The organism is Cryobacterium sp. TMT2-10 (genome assembly GCF_004403075.1).
Lineage (GTDB): Bacteria > Actinomycetota > Actinomycetes > Actinomycetales > Microbacteriaceae > Cryobacterium > Cryobacterium shii.
This window is the reverse complement of record NZ_SOGW01000022.1, coordinates 19,262-46,185: the sequence shown is the minus strand read 5'-3', so window position 1 is coordinate 46,185 and position 26,924 is coordinate 19,262. Positions and strand designations below refer to the sequence as shown.

21 protein-coding genes are annotated in these 26,924 nt (G+C 69.8%); 7 read left to right on the top strand and 14 right to left on the bottom strand.

Annotation, left to right across the window (positions count from 1 at the left end; genetic code table 11):
• The 3 genes from E3T37_RS02100 to E3T37_RS02090 form a co-directional block, all read left to right on the top strand.
• Positions 1–1,376, top strand: a 1,376-nt coding sequence (locus E3T37_RS02100) for a multicopper oxidase family protein (RefSeq protein WP_134365200.1), incomplete at its 5' end; no start/stop codon positions are given.
• Positions 1,377–1,418: 42 nt separating this feature from the next.
• Positions 1,419–2,660 carry an aminotransferase class V-fold PLP-dependent enzyme gene (locus E3T37_RS02095; RefSeq protein WP_134365199.1) on the top strand — a complete coding sequence of 414 codons (1,242 nt, stop codon included), beginning with the start codon at positions 1,419–1,421 and terminating at the stop codon, positions 2,658–2,660.
• 36 nt (positions 2,661–2,696) lie between these two features.
• Positions 2,697–3,722 carry a hypothetical protein gene (locus E3T37_RS02090; protein WP_241994525.1) on the top strand — a complete coding sequence of 342 codons (1,026 nt, stop codon included), beginning with the start codon at positions 2,697–2,699 and terminating at the stop codon, positions 3,720–3,722.
• Between the two features lie 58 nt (positions 3,723–3,780).
• On the opposite strand, the gene E3T37_RS02085 is transcribed toward E3T37_RS02090, so the two are convergent.
• From E3T37_RS02085 to E3T37_RS02045, 9 genes are all read right to left on the bottom strand, one after another.
• Positions 3,781–4,245, bottom strand: a complete 465-nt coding sequence (locus E3T37_RS02085) for a DUF2269 family protein (RefSeq protein WP_134365197.1) — start codon at positions 4,243–4,245, stop codon at positions 3,781–3,783.
• 74 nt (positions 4,246–4,319) lie between these two features.
• Positions 4,320–4,967 (bottom strand): hypothetical protein, encoded by a 648-nt coding sequence (locus E3T37_RS02080; RefSeq protein ID WP_134365196.1) that lies wholly within the window; start codon positions 4,965–4,967, stop codon positions 4,320–4,322.
• Positions 4,968–5,002: 35 nt separating this feature from the next.
• Positions 5,003–6,121, bottom strand: a complete 1,119-nt coding sequence (locus tag E3T37_RS02075) for a ferrochelatase (protein ID WP_134365195.1) — start codon at positions 6,119–6,121, stop codon at positions 5,003–5,005.
• Between the two features lie 7 nt (positions 6,122–6,128).
• Complete coding sequence (locus E3T37_RS02070) at positions 6,129–7,325, bottom strand: TIGR04053 family radical SAM/SPASM domain-containing protein (protein ID WP_134365194.1); 1,197 nt, start codon at positions 7,323–7,325, stop codon at positions 6,129–6,131.
• Entirely contained in the window at positions 7,322–8,755 is a 1,434-nt protein-coding gene (gene hemG, locus E3T37_RS02065; protein WP_160141039.1) for a protoporphyrinogen oxidase, read from the bottom strand. Before hemG ends, E3T37_RS02070 begins: the two co-directional genes overlap by 4 nt.
• A gap of 187 nt (positions 8,756–8,942) precedes the next feature.
• Positions 8,943–10,364 carry an aminotransferase class V-fold PLP-dependent enzyme gene (locus E3T37_RS02060; RefSeq protein ID WP_134365192.1) on the bottom strand — a complete coding sequence of 474 codons (1,422 nt, stop codon included), beginning with the start codon at positions 10,362–10,364 and terminating at the stop codon, positions 8,943–8,945.
• A gap of 9 nt (positions 10,365–10,373) precedes the next feature.
• The gene (locus E3T37_RS02055) at positions 10,374–12,449 is read right to left on the bottom strand and encodes a heavy metal translocating P-type ATPase (RefSeq protein ID WP_134365191.1); all 2,076 of its coding nucleotides are present in this window, start codon (positions 12,447–12,449) and stop codon (positions 10,374–10,376) included.
• Between the two features lie 56 nt (positions 12,450–12,505).
• A complete protein-coding gene (locus tag E3T37_RS02050) occupies positions 12,506–13,540 on the bottom strand; it encodes an NYN domain-containing protein (protein ID WP_134365190.1) in 1,035 nt (344 codons plus the stop codon).
• A 113-nt stretch (positions 13,541–13,653) separates the two neighbouring features.
• Positions 13,654–14,328, bottom strand: a complete 675-nt coding sequence (locus E3T37_RS02045; protein ID WP_134365189.1) for a BON domain-containing protein — start codon at positions 14,326–14,328, stop codon at positions 13,654–13,656.
• Between the two features lie 87 nt (positions 14,329–14,415).
• Between E3T37_RS02045 and E3T37_RS02040 the strand changes: the two genes are divergently transcribed.
• Entirely contained in the window at positions 14,416–15,237 is an 822-nt protein-coding gene (locus tag E3T37_RS02040) for a pyruvate, water dikinase regulatory protein (protein WP_134365188.1), read from the top strand.
• 98 nt (positions 15,238–15,335) lie between these two features.
• Positions 15,336–17,732, top strand: a complete 2,397-nt coding sequence (ppsA, locus tag E3T37_RS02035; protein ID WP_134365187.1) for a phosphoenolpyruvate synthase — start codon at positions 15,336–15,338, stop codon at positions 17,730–17,732.
• A gap of 62 nt (positions 17,733–17,794) precedes the next feature.
• Here the strand turns inward: ppsA and E3T37_RS02030 are convergent, their stop codons facing one another.
• Both E3T37_RS02030 and E3T37_RS02025 read right to left on the bottom strand, forming a co-directional pair.
• Positions 17,795–18,517, bottom strand: a complete 723-nt coding sequence (locus tag E3T37_RS02030; protein WP_134365186.1) for an SOS response-associated peptidase — start codon at positions 18,515–18,517, stop codon at positions 17,795–17,797.
• Positions 18,518–18,602: 85 nt separating this feature from the next.
• Positions 18,603–20,045 carry an Ig-like domain-containing protein gene (locus E3T37_RS02025; protein ID WP_134365185.1) on the bottom strand — a complete coding sequence of 481 codons (1,443 nt, stop codon included), beginning with the start codon at positions 20,043–20,045 and terminating at the stop codon, positions 18,603–18,605.
• A gap of 244 nt (positions 20,046–20,289) precedes the next feature.
• Here E3T37_RS02025 and E3T37_RS02020 point away from each other — a divergent pair, with 244 nt between their 5' ends.
• Together E3T37_RS02020 and E3T37_RS02015 are read left to right on the top strand one after the other, a co-directional pair.
• On the top strand, positions 20,290–21,096 hold the full coding sequence (locus E3T37_RS02020) for an HAD family phosphatase (RefSeq protein WP_134365184.1): 807 nt from the start codon (positions 20,290–20,292) through the stop codon (positions 21,094–21,096).
• Positions 21,093–23,591, top strand: a complete 2,499-nt coding sequence (locus tag E3T37_RS02015) for a glycoside hydrolase family 65 protein (protein WP_134365183.1) — start codon at positions 21,093–21,095, stop codon at positions 23,589–23,591. The genes E3T37_RS02020 and E3T37_RS02015 overlap by 4 nt, the downstream gene beginning before the upstream one ends.
• A 272-nt stretch (positions 23,592–23,863) precedes the next feature.
• Here E3T37_RS02015 and E3T37_RS02010 read toward each other — a convergent pair whose 3' ends face one another.
• The 3 genes from E3T37_RS02010 to E3T37_RS02000 form a co-directional block, all read right to left on the bottom strand.
• Positions 23,864–24,649: an SGNH/GDSL hydrolase family protein gene (locus E3T37_RS02010; RefSeq protein ID WP_134365182.1), complete on the bottom strand. Its 786-nt coding sequence runs from the start codon at positions 24,647–24,649 to the stop codon at positions 23,864–23,866.
• A gap of 37 nt (positions 24,650–24,686) precedes the next feature.
• Positions 24,687–25,220 (bottom strand): hypothetical protein, encoded by a 534-nt coding sequence (locus E3T37_RS02005; protein ID WP_134365181.1) that lies wholly within the window; start codon positions 25,218–25,220, stop codon positions 24,687–24,689.
• 219 nt (positions 25,221–25,439) lie between these two features.
• A complete protein-coding gene (locus E3T37_RS02000; RefSeq protein WP_134365180.1) occupies positions 25,440–26,915 on the bottom strand; it encodes a hydroxymethylglutaryl-CoA synthase in 1,476 nt (491 codons plus the stop codon).
• Positions 26,916–26,924: the final 9 nt, after the last annotated feature.

The following is a 26,924-nucleotide window of genomic DNA, read 5'->3' as shown; positions in this document are numbered from 1 at the left end:
CCGCCGGCTCGGCCGCCGGCCCGGCCGCGGGCGACGCACTTCGCGAGCCCGCCGAGCTCCGCAGCCGGGCGGGACTGCTCGAGCTGCGACTGGATGCCGCCGCCGGACGGACGCAGATCGGCGGCAGGACCGCCACCACCCTCGGCTACAACGGCGGCCTTCCGGGGCCCACCCTGCGCCTGCGCGCCGGCGACCGCCTGCGGGTGAGCCTGCGCAACGGCCTGACCGACCCGACGAACCTGCACGTGCACGGCCTGCACGTCTCCCCCGAGGGGAACGCCGACAACCCGTTCGTCATGATCGACCCGGGCGCCTCCTTCGACTACGACTACCTGCTGCCGCAGGACCACCCGCCCGGCCTCTACTGGTACCACCCGCACCACCACGGCCTCGTCGCCGACCAGGTGTTCGGCGGCCTCTACGGCGCCATCGTGGTCGAGGACCCTGACCCGGTCGACGTCGCCCGCGAGCGGCTGCTGATCATCTCCGACCTCACCCTCGACGGGTCGGGACGGGTCGCCTCGGCCGGCCGGGCCGAACGGATGGCCGGCCGCGAGGGCGAGCTCGTGCTGGTCAACGGCCAGCTGAACCCGACCCTGGGCATCCGCCCGGGCGAACGGGAGCGCTGGCGGATCGTCAACGCCTGCGTCTCCCGCTACCTGCGCCTGCGGCTCGACGGGCAGGCCGTGCAACTGCTCGGCCTCGACTCCGGCCGATTCGAGACGCCCCAGGACGTGGCGGAGGTGCTGCTCGCGCCCGGCAACCGCGCCGACCTGCTGGTCACCGCCGCGGAGGGGACGGCCGTGCTGCGGGCGCTGCCCTACGACCGCGGCAGCATGGGCGGGATGATGGGCGGCACCGCCCGGTCGACGGCGGAGGTCTCCCTGGCCACGGTGACCGTGTCCGGCGAGGCCGCGGCCGCGGCATCCGTCGTTGCCCGGCGTCCGGCGGCCCGCGATCTGCGCGCCGAGCCCGTGACGGCCCGCCGGGAGCTGATCCTCTCGATGGGGATGGGCGGCGGGATGGGCGGCGGGATGAACTTCACCATCAACGGCGAATCCTTCGACGCCGGACGGGTCGACACCACGGTGCAGGGCGGCAGCGTCGAGGAATGGCTCCTCACCAACACCAGCCCGATGGACCACCCGTTCCACCTGCACGTCTGGCCGATGCAGCTCCTCGAGACCAACGGGCGGGCCGCGGACTCCCCCCCGTGGCAGGACGTCGTCAACCTGCCGGCCCGAGGGTCGGCGCGGGTGCGGATCGCGTTCGACGACTTCACCGGCCGCACCGTGTACCACTGCCACATCCTCGACCACGAGGACCTGGGAATGATGGGCGTCGTCGAGGCCCGGGGCCCTCTGCTCGGCGGATAGTCAGGCTGCTCTTCTAGACTGAGCCGGAAAGAAACGAAGGATATGAAGCACTCTGGGTTGTTCCGGCGCACGACGCCGAACCCGAGCACGACCGACAGCCAGGCCGCCCGAGCGGATGATTTCTCCTACCTCGACCCCGGCTCGACCTACCTCGACTCTGCCTGCCAGAGCCTGCGTCCGCAGCCCGTGCTCGATGCGATGACCGAGTACTACACGGCCTACAACGCCTGCGGCGGGCGCGTGAAATACGCCTGGGGCACGCGCGTCGACAACGAGGTGCAGGACGCGCGCCGCGCGGTGCTCGACCTGCTCGGGCTGTCCGCACGCCAGCGAGCGGTCTCCTTCACCCTCAACACGACCTTCGGCCTGAACCTGCTGCTGCAGCAGCTGCCGCAGGACCGGTTCGCCTCCATGGTGACCAGCCACATCGAGCACAACTCGGTGTTCCTGCCCACGATGACGGCCGCCACCCGGCTGGGGGTGCCGCGCCTCGTTCTCGACCGCACCCCCGACGGCGCCCTGGTCTACCAGCCGGCCCAGCTCGAGCGGGCGGTCGTCGTCGTCAACGTCGCCTCCAACATCGACGGGCGCCTGCTGACCAACCTCACCGACCTCGTGCGCGACACCCATGCCCGGGGCGGTATCGTCATCCTCGACGCGGCGCAGGCGATGGCGCACAGCCGCGCCCTGCTCGCCAAGACCGAGGCGGACGCGCTCTGCTTCTCGGCGCACAAGATGTACGGCGCGAGCCTCGGCGTGATCGTGGCCACGCACGAACTGATCGAATCCCTCGACCTCACCTTCGTGGGCGGCGGCATGGTGGCGGATGTCCGGGAAGACTCCTACGACCTGCTGCCGGGCGACCCCGGCGCCCTGCTCGAACCCGGGCTGCAGGCCTGGGGCGAGATCATCGCCCTTCGCCGCGCGATCGGCTGGCTCGGCACCGTTCGCCCGGGCGGGCAGACGCCGGCCGCGCACGTCGCGGCGCTGTCACAGCAGATGTTCGAGGGACTCGCCGAGATCCCCGGACTGACCCTGCTCAACACGGAGCCCAGCCCCGTGATCAGCCTCTACGCACCGAGGCAGGATTCGCACCGGCTCGCCGTGTTCCTGTCCCAGTCGGGCGTCATGGCGCGCAGCGGTTACTTCTGCGCCCATCACTACCTGAAGGAACAGCTCGGCCTGCCGCCGCTGCTGCGCTTCTCGCTCGGACTGCACTCCACCCCGGCCGACATCGACAAGGCCGTCCAGGCCCTCGCGCGCCTGATGAAAGGCCTCTCGTAATTGTTCTGTGTTGCCGCATTCATCGTTCTCGTCCTCATGGCCGCCGTCTCGGCCAGGTACCGCCGCTACCTCGGCAAGGCGTGGAACTGCACCCTCCGCCGCGTCACCTTCCGCCCCTGCGACACCACCTTCAAGCAGGACATCAAGGACCACCTGCTCGCCCCGCTGGCCGTGCGCCGTCCCGGCCTGGTCGGACCGGCGAGCGTCACGCTCGAGGTGCTCGCGGTCCTGGTGGTCCTGACCACGATCTGGAGTGGGTACACCGTCGTCAAGAGCGGCGTCAACCTCTACGTCTACGGCACCTGCAACAAGCAGGATTCCGCCTCCTGCAGCCTGGGCGCGGAGGCCTGCGCCATCCCCGACCAGACCCCGACCTTCGGTGAGTCCCTGGCCGAGGGCGACGTGATCGGGGCGTTCGGCAACGACTTCGCCAGCCTCGGCAAGACGTTCTCGGCCATTCCCGCCCGCATGCAGAACTGGGACGCGAAAGACTACCTGCCCGCCAACGCCAGTTACCTGAACCCGTTCGACGAGAAGAAGGAAACGGCGCTCGAGGTCATCGACCCCGGCTGCACCTACTGCCTGCAGCTCTTCCAGAACATCGAGAAGGCCGGCTTCGACCAGAAGCAGAACCTCACCTACATCGCCTACCCGATCGCATCCGAGGACGGCTACAAGTTCAAGAACTCGCTGCTCGTCACGCAGTACCTTGAGGCCCTGCGCCTGAACCCGCTCGACGGCGCGAAGACACCGGTCGACTGGGAGATCCTCAGCCGGATCTACACGGAGAAGAACGAGGCGGGCGTGTCCTGGCAGAGCGTGATCAACGGCGCAGACCCCGCCGTGGCCACCGCACTGCTCCAGGACTGGTCAGCCGAGTTCGGCCTGAGCCCGGCGCAGGTCGCCGAGGTGGCATCCGTCGCCGCCTCCGACGAGGTGGCCGGCATCATCGCCGCGAACACGGAGCTGGTCGAAGAGAGCATCCACACCGTGAAGATTCCGTCGATCATCTTCGACGGGCGCCGCCACGACGGACTCGTCTCGCTGGACGACCTGGACTAGACGCGGGGCGGGCGGCCGAAGCGGCCGAAGCGGCCGAAGCGGCCGGACCGGGTGGCTGCTACGGCTTCCAGACCATCAGCACGACGATGAGCACGAGGAGCAGCGACGCGATGCCGGAGCCCATGGCCACGCGGGAGTAGCCGGCGATCTTGGTGCCGGTGGCGGGCATGGCGTTCGTACTCAGTGCCTCTGTACTCAGTGCCTCGGCGGCGGAGCGCATCGCCGGGACCACCAGGAACAGGTTGATCGCGAGGGCGATCACGTACAGCACGATCGACAGCCAGACCCAGGTGGAGCCGAAGGAGAAGCCCTCGTCCGCGTCCGCCATGCCCAACGCGCCGAAGCCGAAGAACGCCACCAGCACGGACAGCAGGCTGAACAGGTAGACCGATTTCGCCAGCGCGGCGACCTGTCCGGCTTCCCCGGCGCGCATGGAGCGCATCGCCGTCATGGGCAGGATGGCCATCGGGCCGACGATGAAGACGGCGGAGACAATGTGCAGGGTGTTGAACAGAAGTTCCATGGCTTCAGAGTAGGCCCGGGGCGGCGGCGGCGGTGAACCGACACGTCTGAGGCGTTGACGGCGGCCCGCACCCCTCAGAGCCGTCGTTGGGCGGCCGTCACCTCGGGGTGGTCCTCGGGGAGGGCGTGCCGGGCTCCGGCGTGCAGCAGGGCGACGTTCTTCTTCTCCCAGTCGAGCACGGCCTGCCGTTGCGGGTCGAGCGCCCGGCCCTCGGCGCAGGCGGACGCGCTTCGGCCGCAGGCACAGACCGTCGGCTTCGCCGGGTCGGCGTGGTGCAGCTGTCCGACCCGCCAGAGCACGGCCATCGCCCAGTCGATCTGGCGCTGCGCCAGCACGGTCTTGCGCTCGGCGCGCCGCACCAGGTCGCTCTCGAGGAGGGCGCGCACCCCGTCGCTCTTCGTCCGGTCGAACTGGCCGGCCACGACGCCGCGCAGCTCCGCCACCTGGGCGGCGAGGCCGTCGATCACCGCCTGCTGCTCAGCGTCCACCACCGCCGACTTCTCCGCGAACTTGCGGTGGTTCTCCTGCTGGTCCGCATACTGGCCGACCCAGAGCTTGATGTGTTCGGCGTCGCGGCGTTCAGCCTTCTCCGGCCCGAGGTGGTGCAGGCACGACGCACACACCACCTGGTCGGTCGGCGAGGTGAACGTGAACGGCTGCAGAGACTGGCAGCAGAAACACTGGGCCCGGATGGCCACATGCAACGGATACGGATGGGTCACGGAACTCCCTGCTTAGCCCTGTGCCGAGCGTACTGCTAATGCTGCCGTGGCCGCCCGCCGGCTGCGCCCTTCGCGCAGCAGCCCGCGGCGCAGGCATCGGGCCACGGCCCGAGGGCGGTCAGCGCGGCGCGCGGCGAGGCCGGCCCGGGTGCCAGGCGCTCCAGCAGCAGGTCGACGAGTCCCGAGACGAAGGCCGGGTGAACGCCCGGAGTCGGCACCCGCAGGAATTCGATTCCCACTCGGTGTGCGGTCGCGGCCGCCTCGGTGTCGAGGTCCCACACCACCTCCATGTGATCGGAGATGAAGCCCAGCGGCACGACGACCACGGCCCGGGTTCCGGCCGCGGCAAGGCGCTCGATCGCGTCATTGACGTCGGGTTCGAGCCAGGGCATGTCTGGCGGGCCCGACCGGGACTGGAAGGCCAGCGACCAGGCGGGTGCGGGCGGCCATTGAGCATCGGGGTCAGCGACGGGCAGTGCAGCCATGACCACCGCCGCGACCGCCAAATGCTGGGCCTCGTAGGCGCCGCCGGGGCCGAGATCGCGATCCGGGAGGCCGCTGCGCACGGCATCCGCGATCGGAATGGAGTGGGTCGTGAAAAGAACGTGGGTGTCGGCGACGCAGATGCCCCGCCGGGTGAACCGGGCCAGGGCCTCCCGCACGCCCTCGATGAAGGGAGCGACGAAGCCGGGGTGGTCGAAGTAGGGGCGCACGGCGTCGAGCTGCACGCCGCCGATACCGGTGGGCAACGCCTCGGCGAGGTCCTCGCGATACTGGCGGCAGCTCGAGTAGGAGCTGTACGCGCTGGTGGTGAGGGCGAGCAGCCGGGTGTGCCCGTCGAGAACGGCGGCGGCGACCTCGCCGGGCAGGTACGGCTCCCAGTTGCGATTGCCCCAGTACACCGGGAGGTTGACGCCGCGTGCGGCGAGTTCGGCCTCGAGCGCCGCCCGGAGGGCACGGTTCTGGGCGTTCACCGGGCTCACGCCGCCGACGGCGCGGTAGTGCGTCGCCACGGTCTCGAGGCGGGCCTCCGGGATGCCCCGGCCCCGGGTGACATTTCGGAGGAAAGGGATGACGTCGTCCTGGCCCTCCGGGCCGCCGAATCCGACGAGCAGGATGGCGTCGTACCGGTACGGGAGCGGTTCGGCGCTCATCCCGCCGCTAGGCGCCGGCACCGACGGCCGCCGGGGCCGCCGCGCCAGGTTGGAAAGGACACGCGGGGTCTTCGCCGAGAGGGTCGCCGCTGTCCGCGAACGCGCGGGCCCGGGATCCTCCGCACAGGTCGGCGTACTCGCACCGGCCGCAGCGCCCGCTGAACTCGGTGGCCCGGATCTGCTTGAGCAGCGCGTTGTCCCGGTAGATCTCGGCCAGGGGTGTCGTGCACACGTTTCCGAGGCCGAGGGGCAGGAAACCGGCGGGGTAGACCTCGCCGTCGTAGGCGACGAATACGATGCCCTTGCCGTCGCGGGTCGACGCGGTCTGGGCGCGCGGCAGGCCGGCGGGCGGTCCCATCAGGGTTTCGAGCCTGGCGGACAGCGCGCGGTACCGCTCGCTTGCCGGCGCCGGGTCGCCGGCGCGGCGCCGGGCGACGACGCGACGGAAGAAGGGAGCCTCGACCGTGCGCACGATGAAGCCGTGCTGGGAGGCATCGAAGAGGAAATGGCAGATGTCCTCGTGCTCGGCCGGGGTGACGGCTTCGGTCGAGACGCCTCGGCCGACCTGCACCAGGAAGAAGACCTCCCAGATGGCCGCGCCCGCCTTCTTGATCAGGGCCGCGACATCCGCGAGCTCGCCCACGTTGGCGCGCATGACGGTCGTGTTCACCTGAACGGTGAGTCCGGCCGCTGCGAGGGCACGGATGGCGCGCACGGTGTCGTCGAAGTGGCCCGGAATCCCGCGCACACCCTCATGGGTCGCCGCGACGGCGCCGTCGAGGCTGATCGACACCGCCTTGACCCCGCTCGCCACGATCCGGTCGATCATCAGGGGGGTGAGGGTGGGGGTGACGGACGGGGAGAGCGCCGTGGGCAGTCCCAACCCGGTGGCGTAGTCGACGAGCTCGAACAGGTCGGGCCGCATCAGGCAATCGCCGCCGGTGAGCACCAGAATCGGATACGGTCGGCCGAAGCCCGCCACCTGGTCGATCAGGTCCCGGCCCTGCGCGGTGGTGAGTTCGCCCGGAAGGGCCTGCATGTCGGCGCTGGCCCGGCAGTGCTTGCAGGCGAGCGCGCAGGCGCGGGTCGTCTCCCAGAAGACCAGCATCGGGCGCTTCGCGTAGTCCGGCCCCTTGCCACGACGCGCGGCCGGCACGGCCGGCAGCACGGCGGTCTCCCCGAGCGGGATGCTCAGCCCGCTCATGCGGACGCCTCGCTCCGGGCACGCGCATCGGACAGGACCTGCGCGATGCTGTCGGCGGTGCGCTCTGCGTCCGCCACGCAGCTGGCCAGCCCGACCCCGCGGTAGGCGGAGCCGGTCAGGCGGATCCCGGGCAGCCGGCCGAGTGCCTCCTCGGCGGCCGCGAGCCGAGCCTGGTGGCCGACGACGTACTGCGGCATTCCCTGCGGCCACCGTTCGATGTGCTGTTCGGTCGGGCGCCCGGTCAGGCCCATCGCCTCCACCAGCTCGGCGTGCACCTGGCTGACCAGGGTATCGTCATCGAAGCCCACCCAACGCTGGTCACGGCGCCGGCCCACCATGCAGCGGATGAGGACGGTGTTCTCATCGGCAAGGTGCGGCCACTTGACACTGGACCAGGTGCAGCCGACGATGAGGCGACCCTCTTCTGGCGGCACCAGGAAACCGGTGCCGTCGAGGTCGTGAGCCACCGCGGAGTGCGGGTAGGCCAGACAGATCGTGGCCACGTCGACGTAGGGAATGCCGCCGAGTGCGGCCGCCAGATCCGGCGCCTCGGCGGCGATCATGCCGGCGGCCACGAATGCGGGGATGGCGAGCACGACCGCATCGGCCGGAAAGACGGTCCCATCCTCCAACGCGACCAGGTAGCCGGTGCCGTTCTCGTCCCGTGTCACGGATACCGCGGCACTGCCCAGACGCACGTCATCGCCCGCCACGCGGTCGGCCAGCGCGTCGATCAGGCGGGCCAGCCCGCCGACCAGGGTTACGAGGGCAGCGCCGCCGGTTCCGGCCGGTTTCGGCGCGTTCCGCCGGCGGCGGCGCAGGCCGAGATAGAGACTGCGGTTGGCCCGGCCCAGTGCCTCGATATCCGGTGCGGTGCTGCGAGCACTGAGCTCGTCGGCCCGGCCGGCGTGGACGCCGCCCAGGAGCGGGTCCACGAGCCGGTCGAAAACCTGCCCGCCCATCCGGGGCCGCACCAGTTCGGCGATTGTGGGGTCCTCCGGCAGCGCCGCCCGGGTCGGGAGCACGACGTCAAGGGCCGCGCGCGCCAGGCCGAGGGGCGAGAGCAGTCGCGATTTCATCAGCGGCAGCAGCCGGTCGGGGATACCGAACAGGGTGCCGGCCGGGAGGCGGCGCAGCGCGCCGCGCGACCAGATCCGGGCGCCGGACCCGGCCGGGGCCACGACAAGATCACTGAGACCGAGGTCCTCGATCAGTGCCGCCGCCACGGGCGCCCGCACCATCAGGGCGTCGGGTCCGACGTCGACCAGGTGCCCGCCGAATTGCTCGGTCGCGATCTTGCCGCCGAGCCTGGGCCCGGCCTCGACCAGACTGAGTTGCACGTCCGCGCCGAGCCGGCGATGCAGGTAGTGCGCTGTCGCCAATCCGCTGATTCCGCCGCCGACAATGACGATCCGTGGTTGAGAGAGCACTTGTATATTCCTCCAGCTGCCGGTACGTCCAGCGCAGCCGGCAACCGATGGCAATCCTTGTTGCCTCGATCCTACGACCGTCGTGCGGCCCCGTTCCAACCGGGGCACCGGCCGTGGGCGTCGAGTATCAGGCGAATCGCCGCCCGGACCGGGGCCTGATCAGATGACGGATTGCCTGGACGGCCGCCTAATATTCTCGTTTTGGCATACGCTTTTCGGTGGGTAGGGAGACCGCGGCGCGGGCTCGCTCCACCGCCTCGACGGAGCGGGCGACGTCCTCCGCATCCGTCGACCAGTTGCTCACCGATACCCGCAGCACGTCTCTGTCGTGCCAGCGGGAGCCCGACATCCAGGTGACTCCCTCGGCGAGCAGCGCCTCGGTCACCCGGCGGGTGCTCTCGTCGTCACCGAAACTCACGCACACCTGGGTGAACACCACGTCGTTCAGCACCTCGGCGCCCGGGATGCGCCCCAACCCGTCGGCGATGGCCCCGGCCTGGTCGGCCAGGCGCTCCACCAGCGCCACGGTACCGGACCGGCCCAGCGATCTCAGGGCCGCCCAGACCGTCACGCCGCGGGCCCGACGCGAGAGCTCGGGCACCTTCTCGTGCGGATCGCCCGGGCCGCGCTCATCCGCGACCAGATAACTCGTGTGCACCCCGAACGTGGTCCTCAGATCGGCGGGGCGGGCCACGATGGCCATGCCGCAGTCGTAGGGCACGTTGAGGGTCTTGTGCGCGTCGGTGGCCCAGGAATCGGCGGTGTCGAGTCCGGCCAGCTGCTCCCGATAGCGCGGGCTGGCCGCGGCCCAGAGGCCGAACGCGCCGTCCACGTGCACCCAGGCTCCGTGCTGCCGGGCGAGGGCGGCGAGTTCGCCGACCGGGTCGAAGGCGCCGGAGTGCAGGTTGCCGGCCTGCAGGCAGACGATCACGGGCCCCGTGACCCCGGTGAGCGCGGCGGCCAGGGCGTCAGGACGCATCCGGCCCTGGTCGTCGGCCGGCACCACGACGGGCGCGCCGAGGCCCAGGTAGCGCAGGGCTTGGTCGATCACCGCGTGCCGTTCCTCGCCCACGAAGACCTTCACGCGCGGCGATCCGGCCAGCCCGTTGACGGCGACATCCCAGCCGGCCCGGCCGAGCACGTGGTCCGGCCCAGCGGCCAGACCCGTGAAGTTGGCCATCGTGGCGCCCGTGGTGAAGCCCACGTCGGCCCCGGCGGGGAGCCCGAGCAGGTCGAGGATCCAGCCGCCCGCGGCCTCCTCGGCGGCCGCAGTGGCCGGCGTCGCGAACCGCATGCCCGCGTACTGGTCCCAGGCGCTGACGAGCCAGTCCGCGGCCAGGGCGGCCGGCAGCGTGCCGCCGATCACCCAGCCGAAGAACCGGCCGGACGGCATCGCCATCAGCCCGGGTTCGGCCAGGGCGGCCAGCTCGTCGACGACCTGGGCCGGGTCGGTCGGCTGATCCGGCAGGGGCGCAGCGAAGCCGGCGACGAGCGCGTCGGCATCCAGCCGGGGGCCGACGGGCCGGGTGGGAACGGAGGCGAGCCAATCCATCGCGTGCACCCGAGCCCGCTCCAGCGCTGCGCGGTAGTCCTCCGGGCGAGCAGTCATGGCGCGATTTTATCGCCGCGCACCGAGCGCGGAAAGGGTGCTGGTCTCCGGCCGCAGGTCGAGGCGGCGCAGCAGCTGCGCGTTCACGGCGACCACCACCGTCGACGCGGACATCAGCAGCGCCCCGACCTCCATCGGCAGCACGAAACCCACCGGGGCCAGCACCCCGGCGGCCAACGGCACGGCCAGCAGGTTGTAGCCGGCCGCCCACCACAGGTTCTGGCGCATCTTGCGGTAGCTCGCGCGGGACAACTCGATCACCGAGAGCACCGACCGGGGGTCGTCGCTGGCGAGGATCACGCCGGCCGAGGCGATGGCGACATCCGTGCCGGCTCCGATCGCGATGCCGACATCGGCCTGGGCCAGCGCCGGCGCGTCGTTGACGCCGTCCCCGACCATCGCGACCGTGCGGCCCTCCCCCTGCAGTTCGGCCACCTTCGCGGCCTTGTTCTCGGGCCGTACCCCCGCGAACACGCGGTCGATGCCCAGTTCGGTTGCGACCGACCGGGCCACCGGTTCGGCGTCGCCGGTGATCATCACCACCTCGATCCCCTCCGCGTGCAGCGCGTCCACGGCCTGCCGGGATTCCGCCCGCACCTCGTCGGCGAGCCCGATCGCGCCGACCACGTCACCGTCCCGGAGCACGTGCAGGACGATGGCGCCCTCCCCGGCCCATGCTTCCGTCTCCGGCAGCGGAGCCCGGTGGTGCCGCCGCAGCAGTCCGGGGCCGCCGACGCTCACCTGCCGCCCGTCGACGAACCCGGTCACCCCGACGGCCGCGGACGCCTGGAACCCGGTGGCCCGCGGCACTTCGAGCGCACGGGACCGGGCCGCGGCCACGATGGCGCGGGCAAGCGGATGCTCGCTGTCGGCTTCCACGGCGGCGGCGAGCGCGAGCGCATCCGTCGGCGACGCGTCGGCGGGGGCAGCGAGGCGAGTGAGAGTCGGCTCGCCCCGGGTCAGCGTGCCGGTCTTGTCGAACAGGACGGCGTCGACCAGGCGCATGCTCTCCAGGGCCAGCCGGTCCTTGACCAGCACGCCGCCCCTCGCGGCCCGCTCGGTCGCGATCGACACCACCAGCGGAATCGCAAGCCCGAGCGCGTGCGGGCAGGCGATCACCAGCACCGTCAGGCTGCGCACGATCGCGGTCTCGGGGGTGCCCACCAGGGTCCAGACGGCCGCGGTCAGCAGGCCGGTGCCCAGCGCGAACCAGAACAGCCACCCGGCGGCCCGGTCGGCGATCCGCTGCGCGCGCGAGGACGAGCCCTGGGCCTCCGCGACCAGGCGCCGGATGCCGGCCAGCGCCGTGTCCTCGCCCACCGCGGTGACCCGCACCCGCAGGGCCGAGTCGGTGGCGACGGTGCCGGCGACGACCTGCCCGCCCGGCCCGCGGCGAACGGGCCGCGACTCGCCCGTGATCATCGACTCGTCGACGTCGGCCGTGCCCTCCGTGACCTCGCCGTCGGCGGGCACGCGCCCGCCCGGCCGCACGATCACGAGGTCGCCCACGGAAAGCTCGGTCGGGGAGACCACGACCACTTCGTCGCCGACCACCCGCTCCGCCTGGTCGGGCAGCAGGGCGGCCAGGGACTCGAGGGCGGTGGAGGTCTGCGCGAGCGAACGCATCTCGATCCAGTGGCCGAGCAGCATGATCGTGATCAGCAGCGCCAGTTCCCACCAGAAGTCGAGTTCGGGGGCCAGGATACCGAGGCTCGCCCCCCACGATGCGGCGAACGCCACCGTGATCGCGAGCGCGATCAGCAGCATCATGCCCGGCGTGCGCGCCCGCAGCTCCGAGACGGCTCCGGTGAGGAACGGCCGGCCGCCCCAGACGTACATCACCGTGCCCAGCACCGGTGAGATCCATTCGATCCCCGGCAGGCCGGGCAGGCGGTAGCCCACGAGCATGGCGAACATGGGGCTGAACCAGACGACCGGAACGGTGAAGACCAGCATCACCCGGAACAGGCGGCGGAACCGGGCCACGTGGTCGCCGTGCCCCGCGTGCCCGGCGTGCCCGGAGTGCCCGGAGTGCCCGGGCGGGCCGGGGGCGGCATGGTCCATCTCAGCGTGGTCGTGCTCCATGCCGCCACGTTATGCCCCTTGGGGATGTCCTGCCAGAGCGCTGCCGCGGCCCGTCCTCAGCGTCCGGTGTTCGCCTCCGGACGCAGCCGGATCAGCCGCTGCGGCCCATCCTCGTCCAGTTCGGCCACGTCGCCGCGCGAGGAGAGGAAGTCGGTGAAGGAACGGAAGCCTAGCGGCTTCTCGTTGAATGAGGGGTCCATCCGGCGCATTTGGTTCTTCACCGATCCGGTGTTCAGCCACTCGTCGGCGTCGCCTTTCGCGTGACCGATCTGCAGGGCCCGCACGAGGAGCTTCGTCGCGATGGTCTGCGGGTCGGTGTCATCGGCCGGTTCGGGCTCGTCGTATTGCGAATCGTCGGTGTGCGAGAACATCGGGATCGTCGTCAACTGGCGCACCGGGATCGGGGTCGTCTGGGGCCCGGCCACCTCGGGTTCCGGCGCCGCCCTGCCCGACGGGGGCTTCTCCGCCGTCACCGGCGCGGTCACAGCGGCGGCCGCCGCGGTGGCGGTCACCTTCGCGATTCCCGGCAGGGAGTCATAGTCCTCGAATTCGTCACAGGCGGCCGCGAGCGAGGTGCTCGTCGACCCGGCGACTCCGATGCCGACGACGAAGCGGCCGAGCCTCTTCGACTTCTGGGCGAGGGCGATGTAATCGGAGTCCCCCGCGACGATGATGATGTGGGTGAGGTCGGGCAGCCGGAACAGGTCTTCGACCACGTCGACGGCGAGACGGATGTCCGCACCGTTCTTCGTTCCCCGCGTGGTCGTCGTGAACAGCTGGGTGAGGTCGACGGCTCGGGACATGAGCTGGCGTTGGTAGCTCGCGTTGACGGGCACCGACCAGTCGGCGTACGCCCGGTTGACGACCAGGGTTCCGAATGACGCGGCGAAGTCGATGATCGCGTTGAAGTCGACCGTCGCGGCGTTCAGCCGCGTGGTGACCAGGGGGTCGGAGGCAGCGCTCGATCTGTCGAAATTGCGGATGCCATCGCGCTGGAAGGCATTGCGGCCGTGCAGTTGCTGGTATCGAGAGATGACGATGTTGTCAAAGTCGATGTAGAGGCCGACGCGTGAATCGCTCGGTTCAGTCATGTGATGGGTTCCTTAGCTACCGGCGCACGAATCGGTCCGGGCCCGGCACTTCAGTCTGCTGCGACCGACGCGAGAACAGCAACTCTCCGTCCTGTGACTTCGCCGACGGATGCTCAGAAAGCGCGCACCGTGAGGTGGTTGTGCACCTCCGACACGTGCGGCGACCGCCAGGCGGCCTTGCCGGCCTGTTTCTTCTCCGCCCAGGACCGCACCGAGCCGGTGAGCGTCACCTCGCTGCCCTGGATGCCGACCGCGATGTTGTCGGCGTCGAGCTGGGCGCTGCGCAGGATGGCCTTGTGGATCAGTTCCTCCGTGTCGGTAGCCGACGGGCGCCTCGTCAGGCCGATCCGGCTGTCGACGAGGTGCACCCCCGAGATGCGCTCCACGGCTGCGCGGGCGGCTTCTCGTTGGTAGTTCCAGTCGACCGTGCCGGACAGCGTCACGATGTGGTCCCGCGCCTCGGCCTTCACCGCGTCCCGGGGGATGCCGGCCGCCCAGGAGAGCGCGTTCTGCACGGCACGGGCGATCTCGGTGTCGGTGTGCTCGGCGACCGCCGAGGAGCGCACCGTGAGGTCGTCGGCGACGGCGGTCACGCCGCGCACGCGCAGCGCCGCCTCGGTCGCGGCGATCCGCTCCGCGTGGTTGCTGACCTCTCCGGCCAGGGTCACGACCCCGTCGTTGACGGAGACGCCGATATGGGCCGGGTCGAGACCCGGCATCCAGTTCAGTTCGTCGCTGACCTCGGCCTGCACCTCGAGGTCGTTCGGTTCGTCCTCTGTTGTCGTCATGCGCCCAGCATGGGCCTGCGCGGCCCGGCCGTCTAGGGCCGGGGTGCCGAATCCGGCGAACGGGGCCGGCGGGTGGAGAATGCGACTATGACCAACGTCGATCCAGTCCCGGTTTTCTTCCTCTCGGACAGCACGGGCATCACAGCGGAAACGCTGGGGAACACCCTGCTGACCCAGTTCCCGGAGATCGACTTCGACCGCACCACCATCCCCTTCATCATGGACGTGGCCCAGGCACAGTCCGTGGTCGCCACCATCGACGGCGTGGCCGCGCACGGCGGCCACAAGCCGATCGTGTTCTCCACGGTCGTGACCAGCTCCATCCGTCATACCCTGGCCGAGTGCACCGGCACCCTGGTGGATCTGCTCGGCACCTATCTGGGCCAGCTGGAGCAGGCCCTGGCCACCCGGGCCAGCAACGAGCCGGGGCGGGCGCACGGACTCGGCAACGCCGCCCGCTACCAGTCACGTATGACCGCGGTGGAATATGCCATGGAACATGACGACGGCCAGAGCCTCCGCGCCCTGGAGAAGGCCCAGATCATCCTGGTGGCGCCCTCGCGGTGCGGCAAGACGCCCACCACGATGTACCTGGCCCTGCAGCACGGGATCTTCGCCGCGAACTTCCCTCTGGTCGACGAGGACTTCGAGCGCGAGGGTCTGCCCAAGCCCCTGCGCCCCTTCGTGGACAAGTGCTTCGGCCTCACCACCAACCCGTTGCGGCTCAGCCAGGTGCGCACACAGCGGCGGGAGGGGTCACCCTACGCGTCCCTGCGCCAGTGCGGGTTCGAACTGCGCAGCGCGGAGCGACTGTATGCCTCCCACGGCATTCCGTTCCTCAACTCGGCGAGCATGTCGGTGGAGGAGATGTCCGCCACAATCCTGCAGCAGATGAAACTCAAGCGCTGAGGCACCTGACACTATGGAAGCAGGGACTCGCCCACGACGACGAGCCACCTCACCTCGCGGCCGCACCCCTGGCCGCACACCTGCAAGGGAGCAGAAACATGACGACGGACATCCTCTGGTTTTCAGAAATCGGACTCACCGACCTGGATCGCGTGGGAGGCAAGAACGCCTCCCTGGGTGAGATGGTGCAGAACCTGACGTCCGCCGGGGTCAAGGTGCCAGACGGCTTCGCCACCACGGCCGACTCGTACCGCCGGTTCCTGGCCGATTCCGGCCTCGACCGGAGGATCATCGAGCGCCTGCGGGGCCTCGACATCGACGACGTCACCGAGCTGGCCGCCGCCGGCCAGGAGATTCGCACCCTGATGCGCGACACCCCCTTCCTGCCCGAGTTCGAGGCTCAGATCCGGGCCGCCTACGCGACCCTGGTCGGCAAGCACGAGGGCTCGGAGGAGCTGTCCTGGGCGGTTCGCTCCAGCGCCACGGCCGAGGACCTCCCCGATGCGTCCTTCGCCGGCCAGCAGGAGACGTTCCTGAATGTGCGCGGGATCGAGAACATCCTGCCGGCGATCAAGGATGTCTTCGCCTCGCTCTACAACGACCGTGCCATCGCCTACCGGGTGCACCACAACTTCGAGCACGCCGAGGTGGCCCTCTCCGCCGGGATCCAGCGCATGGTGCGCGCGGACATCGGATCCTCCGGTGTCATGTTCACCATGGACACCGAATCCGGGTTCCGGGACGCGGTCTTCATCACCTCCTCCTACGGACTCGGCGAGGCCGTCGTGCAGGGCGCCGTGAACCCGGACGAGTTCTACGTCTACAAGCCGGCCCTGCTGGCCGGACGGCCCTCCATCCTCAAGCGCACCCTCGGCGAGAAGGCGCTGCAGATGACGTTCACGCAGAACCGTGAAATCGGCCGCACCATCGACTTCGTGCCGGTGGAGGCCCGCCAGCGCAACCTGTTCAGCATCACCGACGCCGACGTGGAGGAGCTCGCCCGCCACGCGCTGGCGATCGAGGCGCACTACGGGCGACCGATGGACATCGAGTGGGGCAAAGACGGCCTCGACGGCGGCATCTACATCCTCCAGGCGCGCCCGGAGACGGTGCAGTCGCGGGCGTCCGCGGTCTCGATGAGCCGGTTCAAGATGCATGAGACCGGCAAGGTGCTCGTCGAGGGCCGCGCCATCGGCCAGCGGATCGGCGCCGGGCCGGTGCGCATCCTCTCGTCCATCGACCAGATGGCGAGTTTCACGACCGGGGATGTGCTCGTCGCGGACATGACCGACCCGGACTGGGAACCGATCATGAAGCGCGCCAGCGCCATCGTGACCAACCGCGGTGGCCGCACCTGCCACGCGGCGATCATCGCCCGCGAACTCGGCATCCCCGCGGTCGTCGGCACCGGTACGGCCACCGACGTCCTGTCCGACGGCCTCGAGGTGACGGTGTCCTGCGCCGAGGGCGAGAGCGGCCTGATCTACGAGGGCATCCTCGACTTCGGCATCGAGGAGACCGCGCTCACCCTGCTGCCGCCGGCGCCGGTCAAGGTGATGATGAACGTCGGCACGCCCGAGCAGGCGTTCACGTTCGCCCAGCTGCCCAACCACGGCGTCGGCCTGGCCCGGCTCGAGTTCATCATCAACCGCCAGATCGGGATCCACCCAAAGGCGCTGCTGAACCTCGCGGACCAGCCGGCCGACGTCGCCGCAGAGATCAACACCCGCATCGCCGCCTACGGCAGCCCGCGGGAGTTCTACATCAAGCGGCTGGCCGAGGGTGTCGCCACCATCGCGGCCGCGTTCGCGCCGGAAACCGTGATCGTGCGGATGAGCGACTTCAAGTCGAACGAGTACGCCAACCTGATCGGCGGCCCGGCCTACGAACCGCACGAGGAGAACCCGATGCTGGGCTTCCGCGGGGCGTCACGCTACCTGGAGCCGTCCTTCCGGGACTGCTTCGACCTCGAGTGCGAGGCGCTCTCGTTCGTGCGCAACGAGATGGGACTCACCAACGTCAAGCTGATGATCCCCTTCGTGCGCACCCTGGACGAGGCGCGCGGAGTGATCGACCTGCTGGCCGAGAACGGGTTCCGCCGGGGTGAGAACGGCCTCGAGATCATCATGATGTGCGAGCTGCCGGCCAATGCGCTGCTGGCCGACGAGTTCCTCGACCACTTCGACGGGTTCTCCATCGGCTCCAACGACATGACGCAGCTGACCCTCGGCCTGGACCGGGACTCCGCGATCGTGGCCGGCGGTTTCGACGAGCGTGACCCCGCCGTCAAGAAGCTGCTGAGCATGGCGATCGCGGCCTGCAAGGCCCGCGGCAAGTACGTAGGAATCTGCGGCCAGGGTCCGAGCGACCACCCCGACTTCGCCGAGTGGCTGGTCGAGGAGGGCATCGACTCCGTGTCCCTGAACCCGGACACCGTGGTCGACACCTGGCTGCGCCTGGCCGCCGCCGCGGCGGTCGAGGTCCCGGCGGTCTGACGCGAGGCGGGCCGACGCGGGGCGGTCCGGCTCGGCGCGGGCGTCAGAGGGGGCGGATCAGGTCAGGGCCGCCGTTCGGCACGCCCGCCTGGAGCTCGACCCGGTTCACCGATGTGGACACCGGGTAGCAGTCCAATTGGCCCGCGATGGCGGCCGAGTCGCTCTCGAGCATCCCCAGCAGCTCCTTCGCGCCGAGGCCGTCGCCCAGCCACGCGTCGTAGGAGCCTGCCCACAGGGCCGCCGGCATCCGGGCGAGGCTCGAGGCCCGGCGCGACGCGCGCGTCGCGGGTGATGATCGACATCGACAGCCGCCACCGGCGCGGATCCTTCTCGGCCAGGGACAAATCCGGCCAGGCGCACACGATTCCCGCCATCGCCAGCGGATGCTGCGGCTCCCGGATGAAGTACGGCTGCTTGCCCGATTCCTGTTGCTCCCACTCGTAGTAGCCGGTGGCGAAGACGATGCAGCGTGACTTCAGGAACGGATTCTTGAACAGGCCGAGCCGGTCGACAGACTCGATCCGCGCGTTGAAGACCGGCTTCCCGCCGCCGAAGGTCGGCGATCCGGGCGCGACCATGCCCCAGCGCACGTCCGCGACCTCTCGATCACCGTGACGTTCACGCATCACCGGCACCTCGTTCGTCGGCGCGATGTTGTAGTGCGGCTGTCGCTCTGCGAGCGTGGCCGGCTGCGCGCCGGGCTGCTTCGGGTCGAGCTGCTGCTCCGCAACCAGGAAGTCCAGCAGCTGGTACACCGTGCCATCCATCGCGAATCGACCGCACACCGCCGACCTCCGTCCTTTCGTCCCCTCCAGTAAACCCCTCCGCGCGAGCCTCTGCCGGAGTCCACGGGTCAGAAGCGACCGGGCCTCATCCGGTGCACCAGTCCGGCATGAAGCCGGACACGCTGCGCGTGCTGGTGCCGGTGGCCAGGTCGACGAATGTGGTGCTCATGCCGGAGAACGCGGGCACCTGCCGGTAGGCGTCGGCCCGTCCGCTGCCCGCAATCGTTTCGACCGCGAGGTACTGGCCGTTCGGGGAGGCGCAGACGTCGCGCACACGGGAGGACTCCGACGCGGGCGTGAAGACCACGTTCGAACCGTCATCGTCGGTGACGGCGATCAGGGAGATGAGGTCGTTGATTCCCGTGCTCTCCTGCAGGTACAGCCGCGCGTACCGCCCCTGCTCGTTCAGCAGGATGAGTTTGCCGGGGTACGCGGCCTCGTCGAGCGGGCTGGGCGCCAGCTCGAAGGGCGTCACCTCGCCGTCGGCGAGGTCGAGGGTCGAGCCCCGCTCGGGATCGGCCAGGATCAGCGCCCGGGAGCCGGGAACGAAGCCGCGCATCTCGGCGTGCACGCCCAGGGGCTCCAGCGCGCCGTCACCGAGCACGTCGACCAGGAACAGGCTGTGGCCGGAGTCGTGCACGACCAGCGAGGCGGTGTCCGGCACGAACGCCAGGTCCATCGCCTCCACCGCCGGCCCGTCGGCGCCGGCGACCTCCTCCGGGAGTCCGGACTCCGCGGTCAGGTCGTAGATGAAGGGCGTCTTCTGATGACGGCGCCCTTCTGCGGCCGGGCCGCTGGTGAAGGTGTAGGCGATGAGGTGCCTGGAGGGCGACGCCTGCAGGTTCTCGACCGTGCCAGCCGAGGGCAGGGGCAGCCGCACCGTCTCCCCGATCGTCTCGCCGCCCGCGAACGAGACCACCTCGATCGCGGCCGCGGCCGCGTCGTCCAGGGTGACGGCGGCGAGATGGGAGTCCAGCGCGACATACTGCTGGATGCGCGGGGCGCTGAACACGACCTCACCGTCGCCGCGGCCGCGCAGGGTGGTGCGCCGAACGGTGTCCGGCAGCTTCGCCCCGTCCTCCCCCACCCGGTCGTCGCGCTGCAGGGCGTAGAGGCCGGGATCGGGGGTCGTGAACCGGTAGTCCAGCGTGGCAGCGGCGTTCCGGGCCGACCCCGCGACATCCGTGACCGTGACGGTGTACTCGGTGTTGTAGCGAAGGATGCCGGTGAACCGCACCGTGAGTTCGGCGCCCGACACCGAGGTCGAGACCGCCGTCTTCGGGGTCACGGACACCTGGCCGGCCTCGATCTCGGCGAGCGGCTGGTTCGCCGTGAGGCTCAGCCGGGATCCGGCGTGCACGATGGACCGGTCGAGGTCGATCTCGACGGAGGCGAGCCGGGGCGCCTGGGCGAAGTTCACCGCCGCACCGGCTGCCGCGAGGCCCGCCACCAGCACCACCAGCACCACGACGACGAGACCGAACGAGCGGGTGAAGCGCCGGTTCGCGCGCCGGTCGGAGCGGATCATTTGAGTAATCGTAGCGGGCCGATCGACGCCATCTTCGCCGGATAAGCCGGGCACTCAGGCCGGGGGCTTAGGATCGATGATGTATTCAGGCGCATGCTGCCCGCCAGCCGGCCGCATCGTCGTCAATTGCGTTCCCCCGCCATTGGCGCCCATGATGACGATCCACCCCGATCGAGATCGTGACCTACTGACCGATTCGATCACCCCCCCCCCCCACTTTGGCACCTACCCAGCAAGGCTCCCCATGACATCCACGCAATATTCTCTGTCGTGCGCCGAAACGCGCGACCGCCTCCTGACCCTGCGCGGCGTTCTGTTCGACCTCGACGGAGTGCTCACGCCCACCGCCGACGTTCACATGGCCGCGTGGTCGCGACTGTTCACCCCGTTCCTCGAGGAGCAGGGCGTGAGCCCCGCCTACAGCGACGCCGACTACTTCCGCTACATCGACGGCAAGCCCCGCTATGACGGCGTGCGCTCCCTGCTTTCCTCCCGCGGGATCACCCTGCCCGACGGGGATCCGACGGATGCCCCCGAACTGAACACCGTCTGCGGCCTCGGCAACCGCAAGAACGAGGCGTTCAGCGAGACGCTCGCCGAAGACGGAGTCACCCCGTACCCCGGATCGATCGAGTTCCTCGACTACGTCGTGTCCGCCGGCCTCGCCGTGGCCGTCGTCACCAGCTCCCGGAACGGGGAGAAGACCCTCGCCGCCGCCGGCATCCGGGGCCGCTTCGAGATCCTCGTCGACGGTCTGCTGTCCGCCGAACGCGGCCTCGCCGGCAAGCCGGCCCCGGACACCTACGAACTGGGCGCCAAGCTGCTCGGGCTCACCGCCGCCGAGTGCGTCGTGGTCGAGGATGCGCACTCCGGCATCCAGGCCGGCCGGGCTGGCAACTTCGGCCTGGTGCTCGGCGTCGACCGCGGCGTCGGGGCGCAGACCCTCCTGGAGGCCGGCGCCGACGTCGTCGTACCCGACCTCCACGACCTCCTGCCCGACGCTTCCCCCGTGCACTCGAACACGTCCCACCCCACGGAGGCCGGCGAATGAACCTGAACCCCGATCCCCTGGACCGCAACCGGTTCCCCGTCGACGAATGGGCCCTGGTGGAGAAGAATTTCTCCGGGTCCGACATGGGCCGCACCGAGACCCTCTTCGCCGTCGGCAACGGCTACCTCGGCCTGCGCGGCAACGTGGATGAGGGCCGCGACGCCCACGCCCACGGCACCTTCATCAACGGGTTCCACGAAACCTGGCCCATCCGCCACGCGGAGGAGGCGTTCGGCTTCGCCCGCGTCGGCCAGACCATCGTGAACGCACCGGATGCCAAGATCATCCGCATCTACGTCGACGACGAGCCGCTCGTGCTCACCAACGCCGACCTGCTCAGCTACGAGCGCCGCCTGGACTTCGCCGACGGCGTGCTCTCCCGCGAGCTGGAGTGGCGCACGCCCTCCGGCAAGCGCGTGTCGATCCGGTCCCGGCGCCTGGTCTCGTTCACGGAGCGCCACCTCGCGATCCTCGAATACGAGGTCACGATGCTCGACGCCGACGCATCCGTCGTCATCTCCAGCCAGATCCTGAACCGTCAGGACGGTGCCAGCGAGTACGACGCGTCGAAGCTGATCTCCGACAAGAAGTTCGACCCGCGCAAGGCGGAGTCCTTCACCGACCGGGTGCTCATGCCCCGGTTCAAGCGCGCATCCGACGGCCGCTACGTCCTCGGCTTCCGCTGCACGAACTCGGGCATGACGATCGCCTGCGCCGCCGACCACGTGATCGAGACCGTGAACGAGTACGACGTGGACTCCCACATCGACGACGACCTCGCCAAGCACGTCTACCGGGTCAAGGCCAAGCAGGGCAAGACCATCCGCATCACCAAGACGCTCAGCTACCACACCTCCACCGGCGTGCCCACGCACGAGCTCGCCGACCGGTGCGACCGCACCCTCGACCGGGCCCGCGAAGAGGGCACCGCCGTGTTCCTCACCCAGCAGCGCGAGTGGCTCGCCGATTTCTGGGCGCGCACGGATGTCGTCGTGCACGGTCAGCCCGCGCTGCAGCAGGCCACCCGCTGGAACCTGTTCCAGCTGGCCCAGGCATCGATGCGCGCAGACGGCCAGGGCGTGTCCGCCAAGGGCGTCTCCGGCTCCGGCTACGGCGGGCACTACTTCTGGGACACCGAGGTCTATGTCGTGCCGTTCCTGACGTACACGTCGCCGAACGCCGCCCGCAGCGCGCTCCGGTTCCGCCACTCGATGCTTGACCACGCCCGGGCCCGCGCCACGGAGCTGAACCAGCTCGGCGCCTTGTTCCCGTGGCGCACGATCAACGGCCTCGAGTCCTCCGCGTACTACGCGGCCGGCACCGCGCAGTACCACATCGACGCCGACATCTCCTATGCGCTCAGCCAGTACGTGGCGGCCACCGGCGACGAGGACTTCCTCGCCCGCGAAGCCATCGACATCCTGGTGGAGACCGCGCGCATGTGGGCCGACCTCGGCTTCTGGCGCGGCAACGGCAAGGATGTCTTCCACATCCACGGCGTCACCGGGCCCGACGAGTACACGACCGTCGTCAACGACAACCTGTACACGAATATCATGGCGCGCTCGAACCTGCGCACCGCGGTGACGGCGGTGCGGCGGCTGCGCTACATCGATGTGGAGTCGTACAACTCCATGGTCGCCAGGCTCGGCCTGGACCTGGCCGAGGTCGCGGAATGGGCGTTCGCCGCCGAGGCGATGCACATCCCGTTCGACGAGACCCTCGGCATCCACCCGCAGGACGCCCAGTTCCTGGAGAAGGAACGCTGGGACCTCTCGAAGACCCCGGCGGCTCACCGGCCGCTGCTGCTGCACTATCACCCGCTGGTGATCTACCGCTTCCAGGTGCTCAAGCAGGCGGATGTCGTGCTCGCCCTGCTGCTGCAGGGTGACCAGTTCACGGCCGAGCAGAAACGCGCCGACTTCGACTACTACGACCCGATCACCACCGGCGACTCGACCCTCTCCGACGTCGTGCAGTCGATCATCGCAGCCGAGGTCGGCTACCACGAGCTCGCCCTGAAGTACTTCACCTCCGGGCTGTTCGTGGACCTGGCGGACCTGCACCACAACGCCGCGGACGGCGTGCACGTGGCCTCCGCCGGCGGAGTGTGGAGCGCGCTGGTCTACGGCTTCGGCGGGATGCGCGACCACAACGGCCGCATCACCCTCGACCCGCGGCTGCCCGTGGACTGGGAGGGGCTCAGCTTCCGGATCACGCTCAAGGGCACCCGGGTGCGCATCGACGTGCGCCAGACCGAGGTCGAGATCACCGTCGAAGACGGCGACGAGGCCAAGCTGGCCGTACGCGGCGTTCCCGTGCACGTTCGGGAGGGCCAGCCGGTCACGGTTCCGCTCGCGCACCAGGGCTCACGCGACCCGGGCCAGCCGGCAGCGGCGGCGATCGAGGGTGGCCGCCGTTCCGACGGCACCGTCATCACGTCCTCGATCCCGACGATCGCCCACGAGGCCGATTTCTTCGACGCGATCGACTAGCTCCCGGTCACCGCGGTTCGCCGCGACGAGGAACGGCCCCCGACGCACGTTGTCCGGGGCCGTTCTTCGTCCCCGGTTCTTCGTCCCCGCCCTGCCGCCCCAGGTCCCTCCACCCCCGGTCCCTCCGCCCCCGGTCCCTCCGCCCCGGGTCCCAACCAATTCGACGGAGATTTTGCTCTAAACGGCCAGTTTCAAGCGATACGGGTCAGTTTTCGTCAAAATCTCCGTCGAATTCGTTAGTGGGGCCCGACGGGTCAGGCGCGGCAGTCACGCTACAGGGCCGCCCGGATGGCGTCAGAGTAGGCCAGATAGCCGGCGGGGGTGGGGTGGAAGGCATCCGGGCCGGCCATTTGGATCCAGGGGTCCGTGCTCCCGATCCCGTGGCCGGAGAAGGCCTGGGCGACATCGACGTACTCGATGTCCGCGCCCGCGGCCTGGGCCTGGGCGACAGCGCCCTGAATGTTTTGGTTCAGCAGCAATGTTGCACCGTTGAGTTGGTTGATCAGCGGGTCTGTCGTGGATGGTTCGAACAGGTACGGGTAGCCGGTGACGATCGTGTGGGCCTTGGGTGCCGCCGCGTCGATCTGGGCGTAGGTGTCTGCCAGCGAAGCGGCGAGCGCACCCAGGAGGCTGCCGGCAGTGGTGATGGCATTCGAGCAGGTCATTGCGTCCGCCGAGACGCAGACGGCCGCGATCCCGGCGACGTTCAGGTCATTGCCGCCCACGGTCAGTGTCACCAGGGTGGTTCCCCGGTTCAGGGCGGAGAGCTGCGTGGCAGTGACGTCGGTGGTCTTCGCCGAGCTGCAGCTCACGTTGCGCAGCAGGTTGATGCCCTTGACCGCGTCCAGCAGCGCCGGGTAGCCGTTCGGGCTCTGCAGGCAGCCGTCCAGGTAGCCGCCGCCGCCTTGCCCGGCCGCGTAGGAGTCGCCGAGGGCGACGTATTTGCTGACCGGGGCCGTGGGCGCGGCAGTGGCCGGGAGGTCGCCGGCAGCACCCACGCCCGAAGCGGCGAGGACGACGGTGATCACGCTGGATAGGAGTCGGGTTCGTGGTTTCATGACCTGAACCTACTCGCAACGTGCACGGTCCGCAGGACTATCTTTGGCGCGGCCTCAGCGATTCCACTAGGGCGGCCCGCCGCTCGGCCATCGCGGTTTCCTGAGCCGCCCGACGCATCCGTTGCCTCTCCCGTTTAGCTCGGTTGAGTTCCCATCGGCCGCGGTCGATCGCACCGCGGATGTCCATGAGGATGCATTGCCGCCCCTCCCTGGGTACCAGCCCGCTGCGCATCACCGCCGTGGCCAGAATCTCGGCCAGGTCGAGCTGCACGCGCTGTTCCAGGTGATTCGGACGCAACCACGGCGAGGTGAGAAACAGGGGAAGCACGAAGAGCAGGTCCTCCGCGTGCATCGTCCTGGTGAAGGCCCCGTCCGGCTCGAACTGCCGCTCCGCGGCGAGCAACACCCGATCCGGCTCGACCAGGATCCTCTCGCCGTCGGTCTCCAGACATTCGCGCAGGAGTGACTCGACCAGGTCGATCCGTCGTCGTTTGACTCCCGTGGCGCGCTCACGCTCCGCGTGGATGACGTGACCGAGGATGTCGTCGATGGTGGGGACCGAGGGTGTCATGCGCCCAGTGTCACCAGAGCCTCTGACACTGCCCCCGCCGCATCCGGCCGCCGCCTGCCCGGCGTGCTCGCCCGGCGTGCTCGTCCGGCGTGCAGAGTTCACCAATTCGACGGAGATTCTGCCCAAATCACTTCGTTTTGGCCGAAATACCGTTTTTTAGAGCAAGTTCTCCGTCGAATTGGTTCGGGCGCTCGGGGACTCTCGGGCAGCGGGGAGCTCTCAGGCAGTGGGTGGGACGTAGCGGTAGTACTCGATGCCCTGGTCGTAGAAGTCGGGCCCGTTGGACGTGCCGAGGTGGTCGACGACGAACACGTCGCTGGGTTCAGCGGCGACGAACTCACCCAGGCGTCCCTCGTGCAGGGCGATGTACTGCGCCTCGGTGAGGTCGATCGGGTCGTCCAGCGCGCTCTCGAAGTTGATCCGGGCCGCCGCATCCTGCCAGCCCGGCACGACCCGCATCGGCAGCGCCTCCGCGGCGTCACCGCTGCCGTAGCCCAGGGCCAGCCACTCCTGGCCGGAGAGCTCGAGGCCGTCGGCCAGGGCCTGCTGCAGGCCGGATGCGAGCCACGCCGGCAGAGCCGCCGTGTACAGGTTGCCCAGGTCGCGCATGGCTTCGGAGCCGAGGCCGAGCTTGTCGCGCACCAGGGTGCCCCAGAGTTCGGTGCTGCGCAGGTGCTGGCGCAGGCGGCGCGACAGCGGGAAGACGTCGCCGGTGATTTCGCCGATCTCCGCCCCGTTGCCGTGGAACGGGGAGGGGGCACACAGTTCGGCGAGCAGGAGCTCCGCGTCGATGCCGGCGTCGGCGCAGTGGGCGCGCAGCTGGTCCCGGCCCGATTCCTCGTCGGCCGCCAGCGCGAACAGGTAGGCCATCACCCAGCCGGTCGCGGGCATCTGGTGGTACGGGCGGTGCATGAACACGCGTTCGACCACGTCGAAGTAGTCGAGGGCACGCCCCGGGCGCTTGCGCAGCACGGCCGCCATGGCGTGATGGGTGGCATCGATGTAGCAGCTGGTCGAGTAGCGGCCGTTAAACACGGGAAGGTCCTGCATCTGCCCGTCGTCGCGGGGCGGCTGGCCCCGAAAACGTGCGAACGGCTTGCGGAAGTCCGCCACGCGGTAGTCGGAGTCGCTGCCGGACCCGGCCAGATTCACTTCCAGCAGGCGGGGAGCGGACTCCAGGAGCATGGCAACCGCGCCGGCGCCCTGGGTGGGCTCGCCGCTGCCGCCGCGGGCGTACTCTGCGATGTCGGCGGAGACGACGATCGCCTGGCGGTCCGCGCCATCCGTCGCCAGGTAGCGCAGCGCGGCCTTGACGCCGTAGACGCCGGCCAGGCACGCCTGCTTGAACTCGGGCACCTCGCAGTCCCGGGCCAGCTGCGGCAGGCCGTGGGCGCTGAGGGCATCGTTGACCATGCCCTTGACAATGACGGCCCCGGCCGAGTTGTCACTGCTGGATTCGGTGCCCAGCGCCAGGAAACCGACCTGGGTCGGGTCGATGTCGTAGTCCCGGATCAGTCGCCACACGGCGTTGGCGGCGAGCGTGTACACGCTTTGACCGGGGCCGCGCATGCGGAAACTGCGGCCGACGACGTTCTGCACCTTGTTCCAGGGTTGATCGTTCCACTCGCACCAGTCCTCCAACTGCACACGGTACGGCGGGACAAACAGAGAGAATCCACTAATTCCAGGCGTCAAGAGGTTCCA

Bases quoted from the DNA above. Each gene is read 5' to 3' on its own strand.
- E3T37_RS02085 (WP_134365197.1), bottom strand. From the start codon at position 4,245: ATGGAACTTCTGTTCAACACCCTGCACATTGTCTCCGCCGTCTTCATC.
- E3T37_RS02055 (WP_134365191.1), bottom strand. From the start codon at position 12,449: ATGGAGCACGACCACGCTGAGATGGACCATGCCGCCCCCGGCCCGCCC.
- E3T37_RS02070 (WP_134365194.1), bottom strand. From the start codon at position 7,325: ATGAGCGGGCTGAGCATCCCGCTCGGGGAGACCGCCGTGCTGCCGGCC.
- E3T37_RS02040 (WP_134365188.1), top strand. From the start codon at position 14,416: ATGACCAACGTCGATCCAGTCCCGGTTTTCTTCCTCTCGGACAGCACG.
- E3T37_RS02050 (WP_134365190.1), bottom strand. From the start codon at position 13,540: ATGACTGAACCGAGCGATTCACGCGTCGGCCTCTACATCGACTTTGAC.
- E3T37_RS02010 (WP_134365182.1), bottom strand. From the start codon at position 24,649: ATGAAACCACGAACCCGACTCCTATCCAGCGTGATCACCGTCGTCCTC.
- E3T37_RS02020 (WP_134365184.1), top strand. From the start codon at position 20,290: ATGACATCCACGCAATATTCTCTGTCGTGCGCCGAAACGCGCGACCGC.
- E3T37_RS02095 (WP_134365199.1), top strand. From the start codon at position 1,419: ATGAAGCACTCTGGGTTGTTCCGGCGCACGACGCCGAACCCGAGCACG.
- E3T37_RS02060 (WP_134365192.1), bottom strand. From the start codon at position 10,364: ATGACTGCTCGCCCGGAGGACTACCGCGCAGCGCTGGAGCGGGCTCGG.
- E3T37_RS02090 (WP_241994525.1), top strand. From the start codon at position 2,697: ATGGCCGCCGTCTCGGCCAGGTACCGCCGCTACCTCGGCAAGGCGTGG.
- E3T37_RS02075 (WP_134365195.1), bottom strand. From the start codon at position 6,121: ATGAGCGCCGAACCGCTCCCGTACCGGTACGACGCCATCCTGCTCGTC.
- E3T37_RS02015 (WP_134365183.1), top strand. From the start codon at position 21,093: ATGAACCTGAACCCCGATCCCCTGGACCGCAACCGGTTCCCCGTCGAC.
- E3T37_RS02025 (WP_134365185.1), bottom strand. From the start codon at position 20,045: ATGATCCGCTCCGACCGGCGCGCGAACCGGCGCTTCACCCGCTCGTTC.
- ppsA (WP_134365187.1), top strand. From the start codon at position 15,336: ATGACGACGGACATCCTCTGGTTTTCAGAAATCGGACTCACCGACCTG.
- E3T37_RS02045 (WP_134365189.1), bottom strand. From the start codon at position 14,328: ATGACGACAACAGAGGACGAACCGAACGACCTCGAGGTGCAGGCCGAG.
- E3T37_RS02005 (WP_134365181.1), bottom strand. From the start codon at position 25,220: ATGACACCCTCGGTCCCCACCATCGACGACATCCTCGGTCACGTCATC.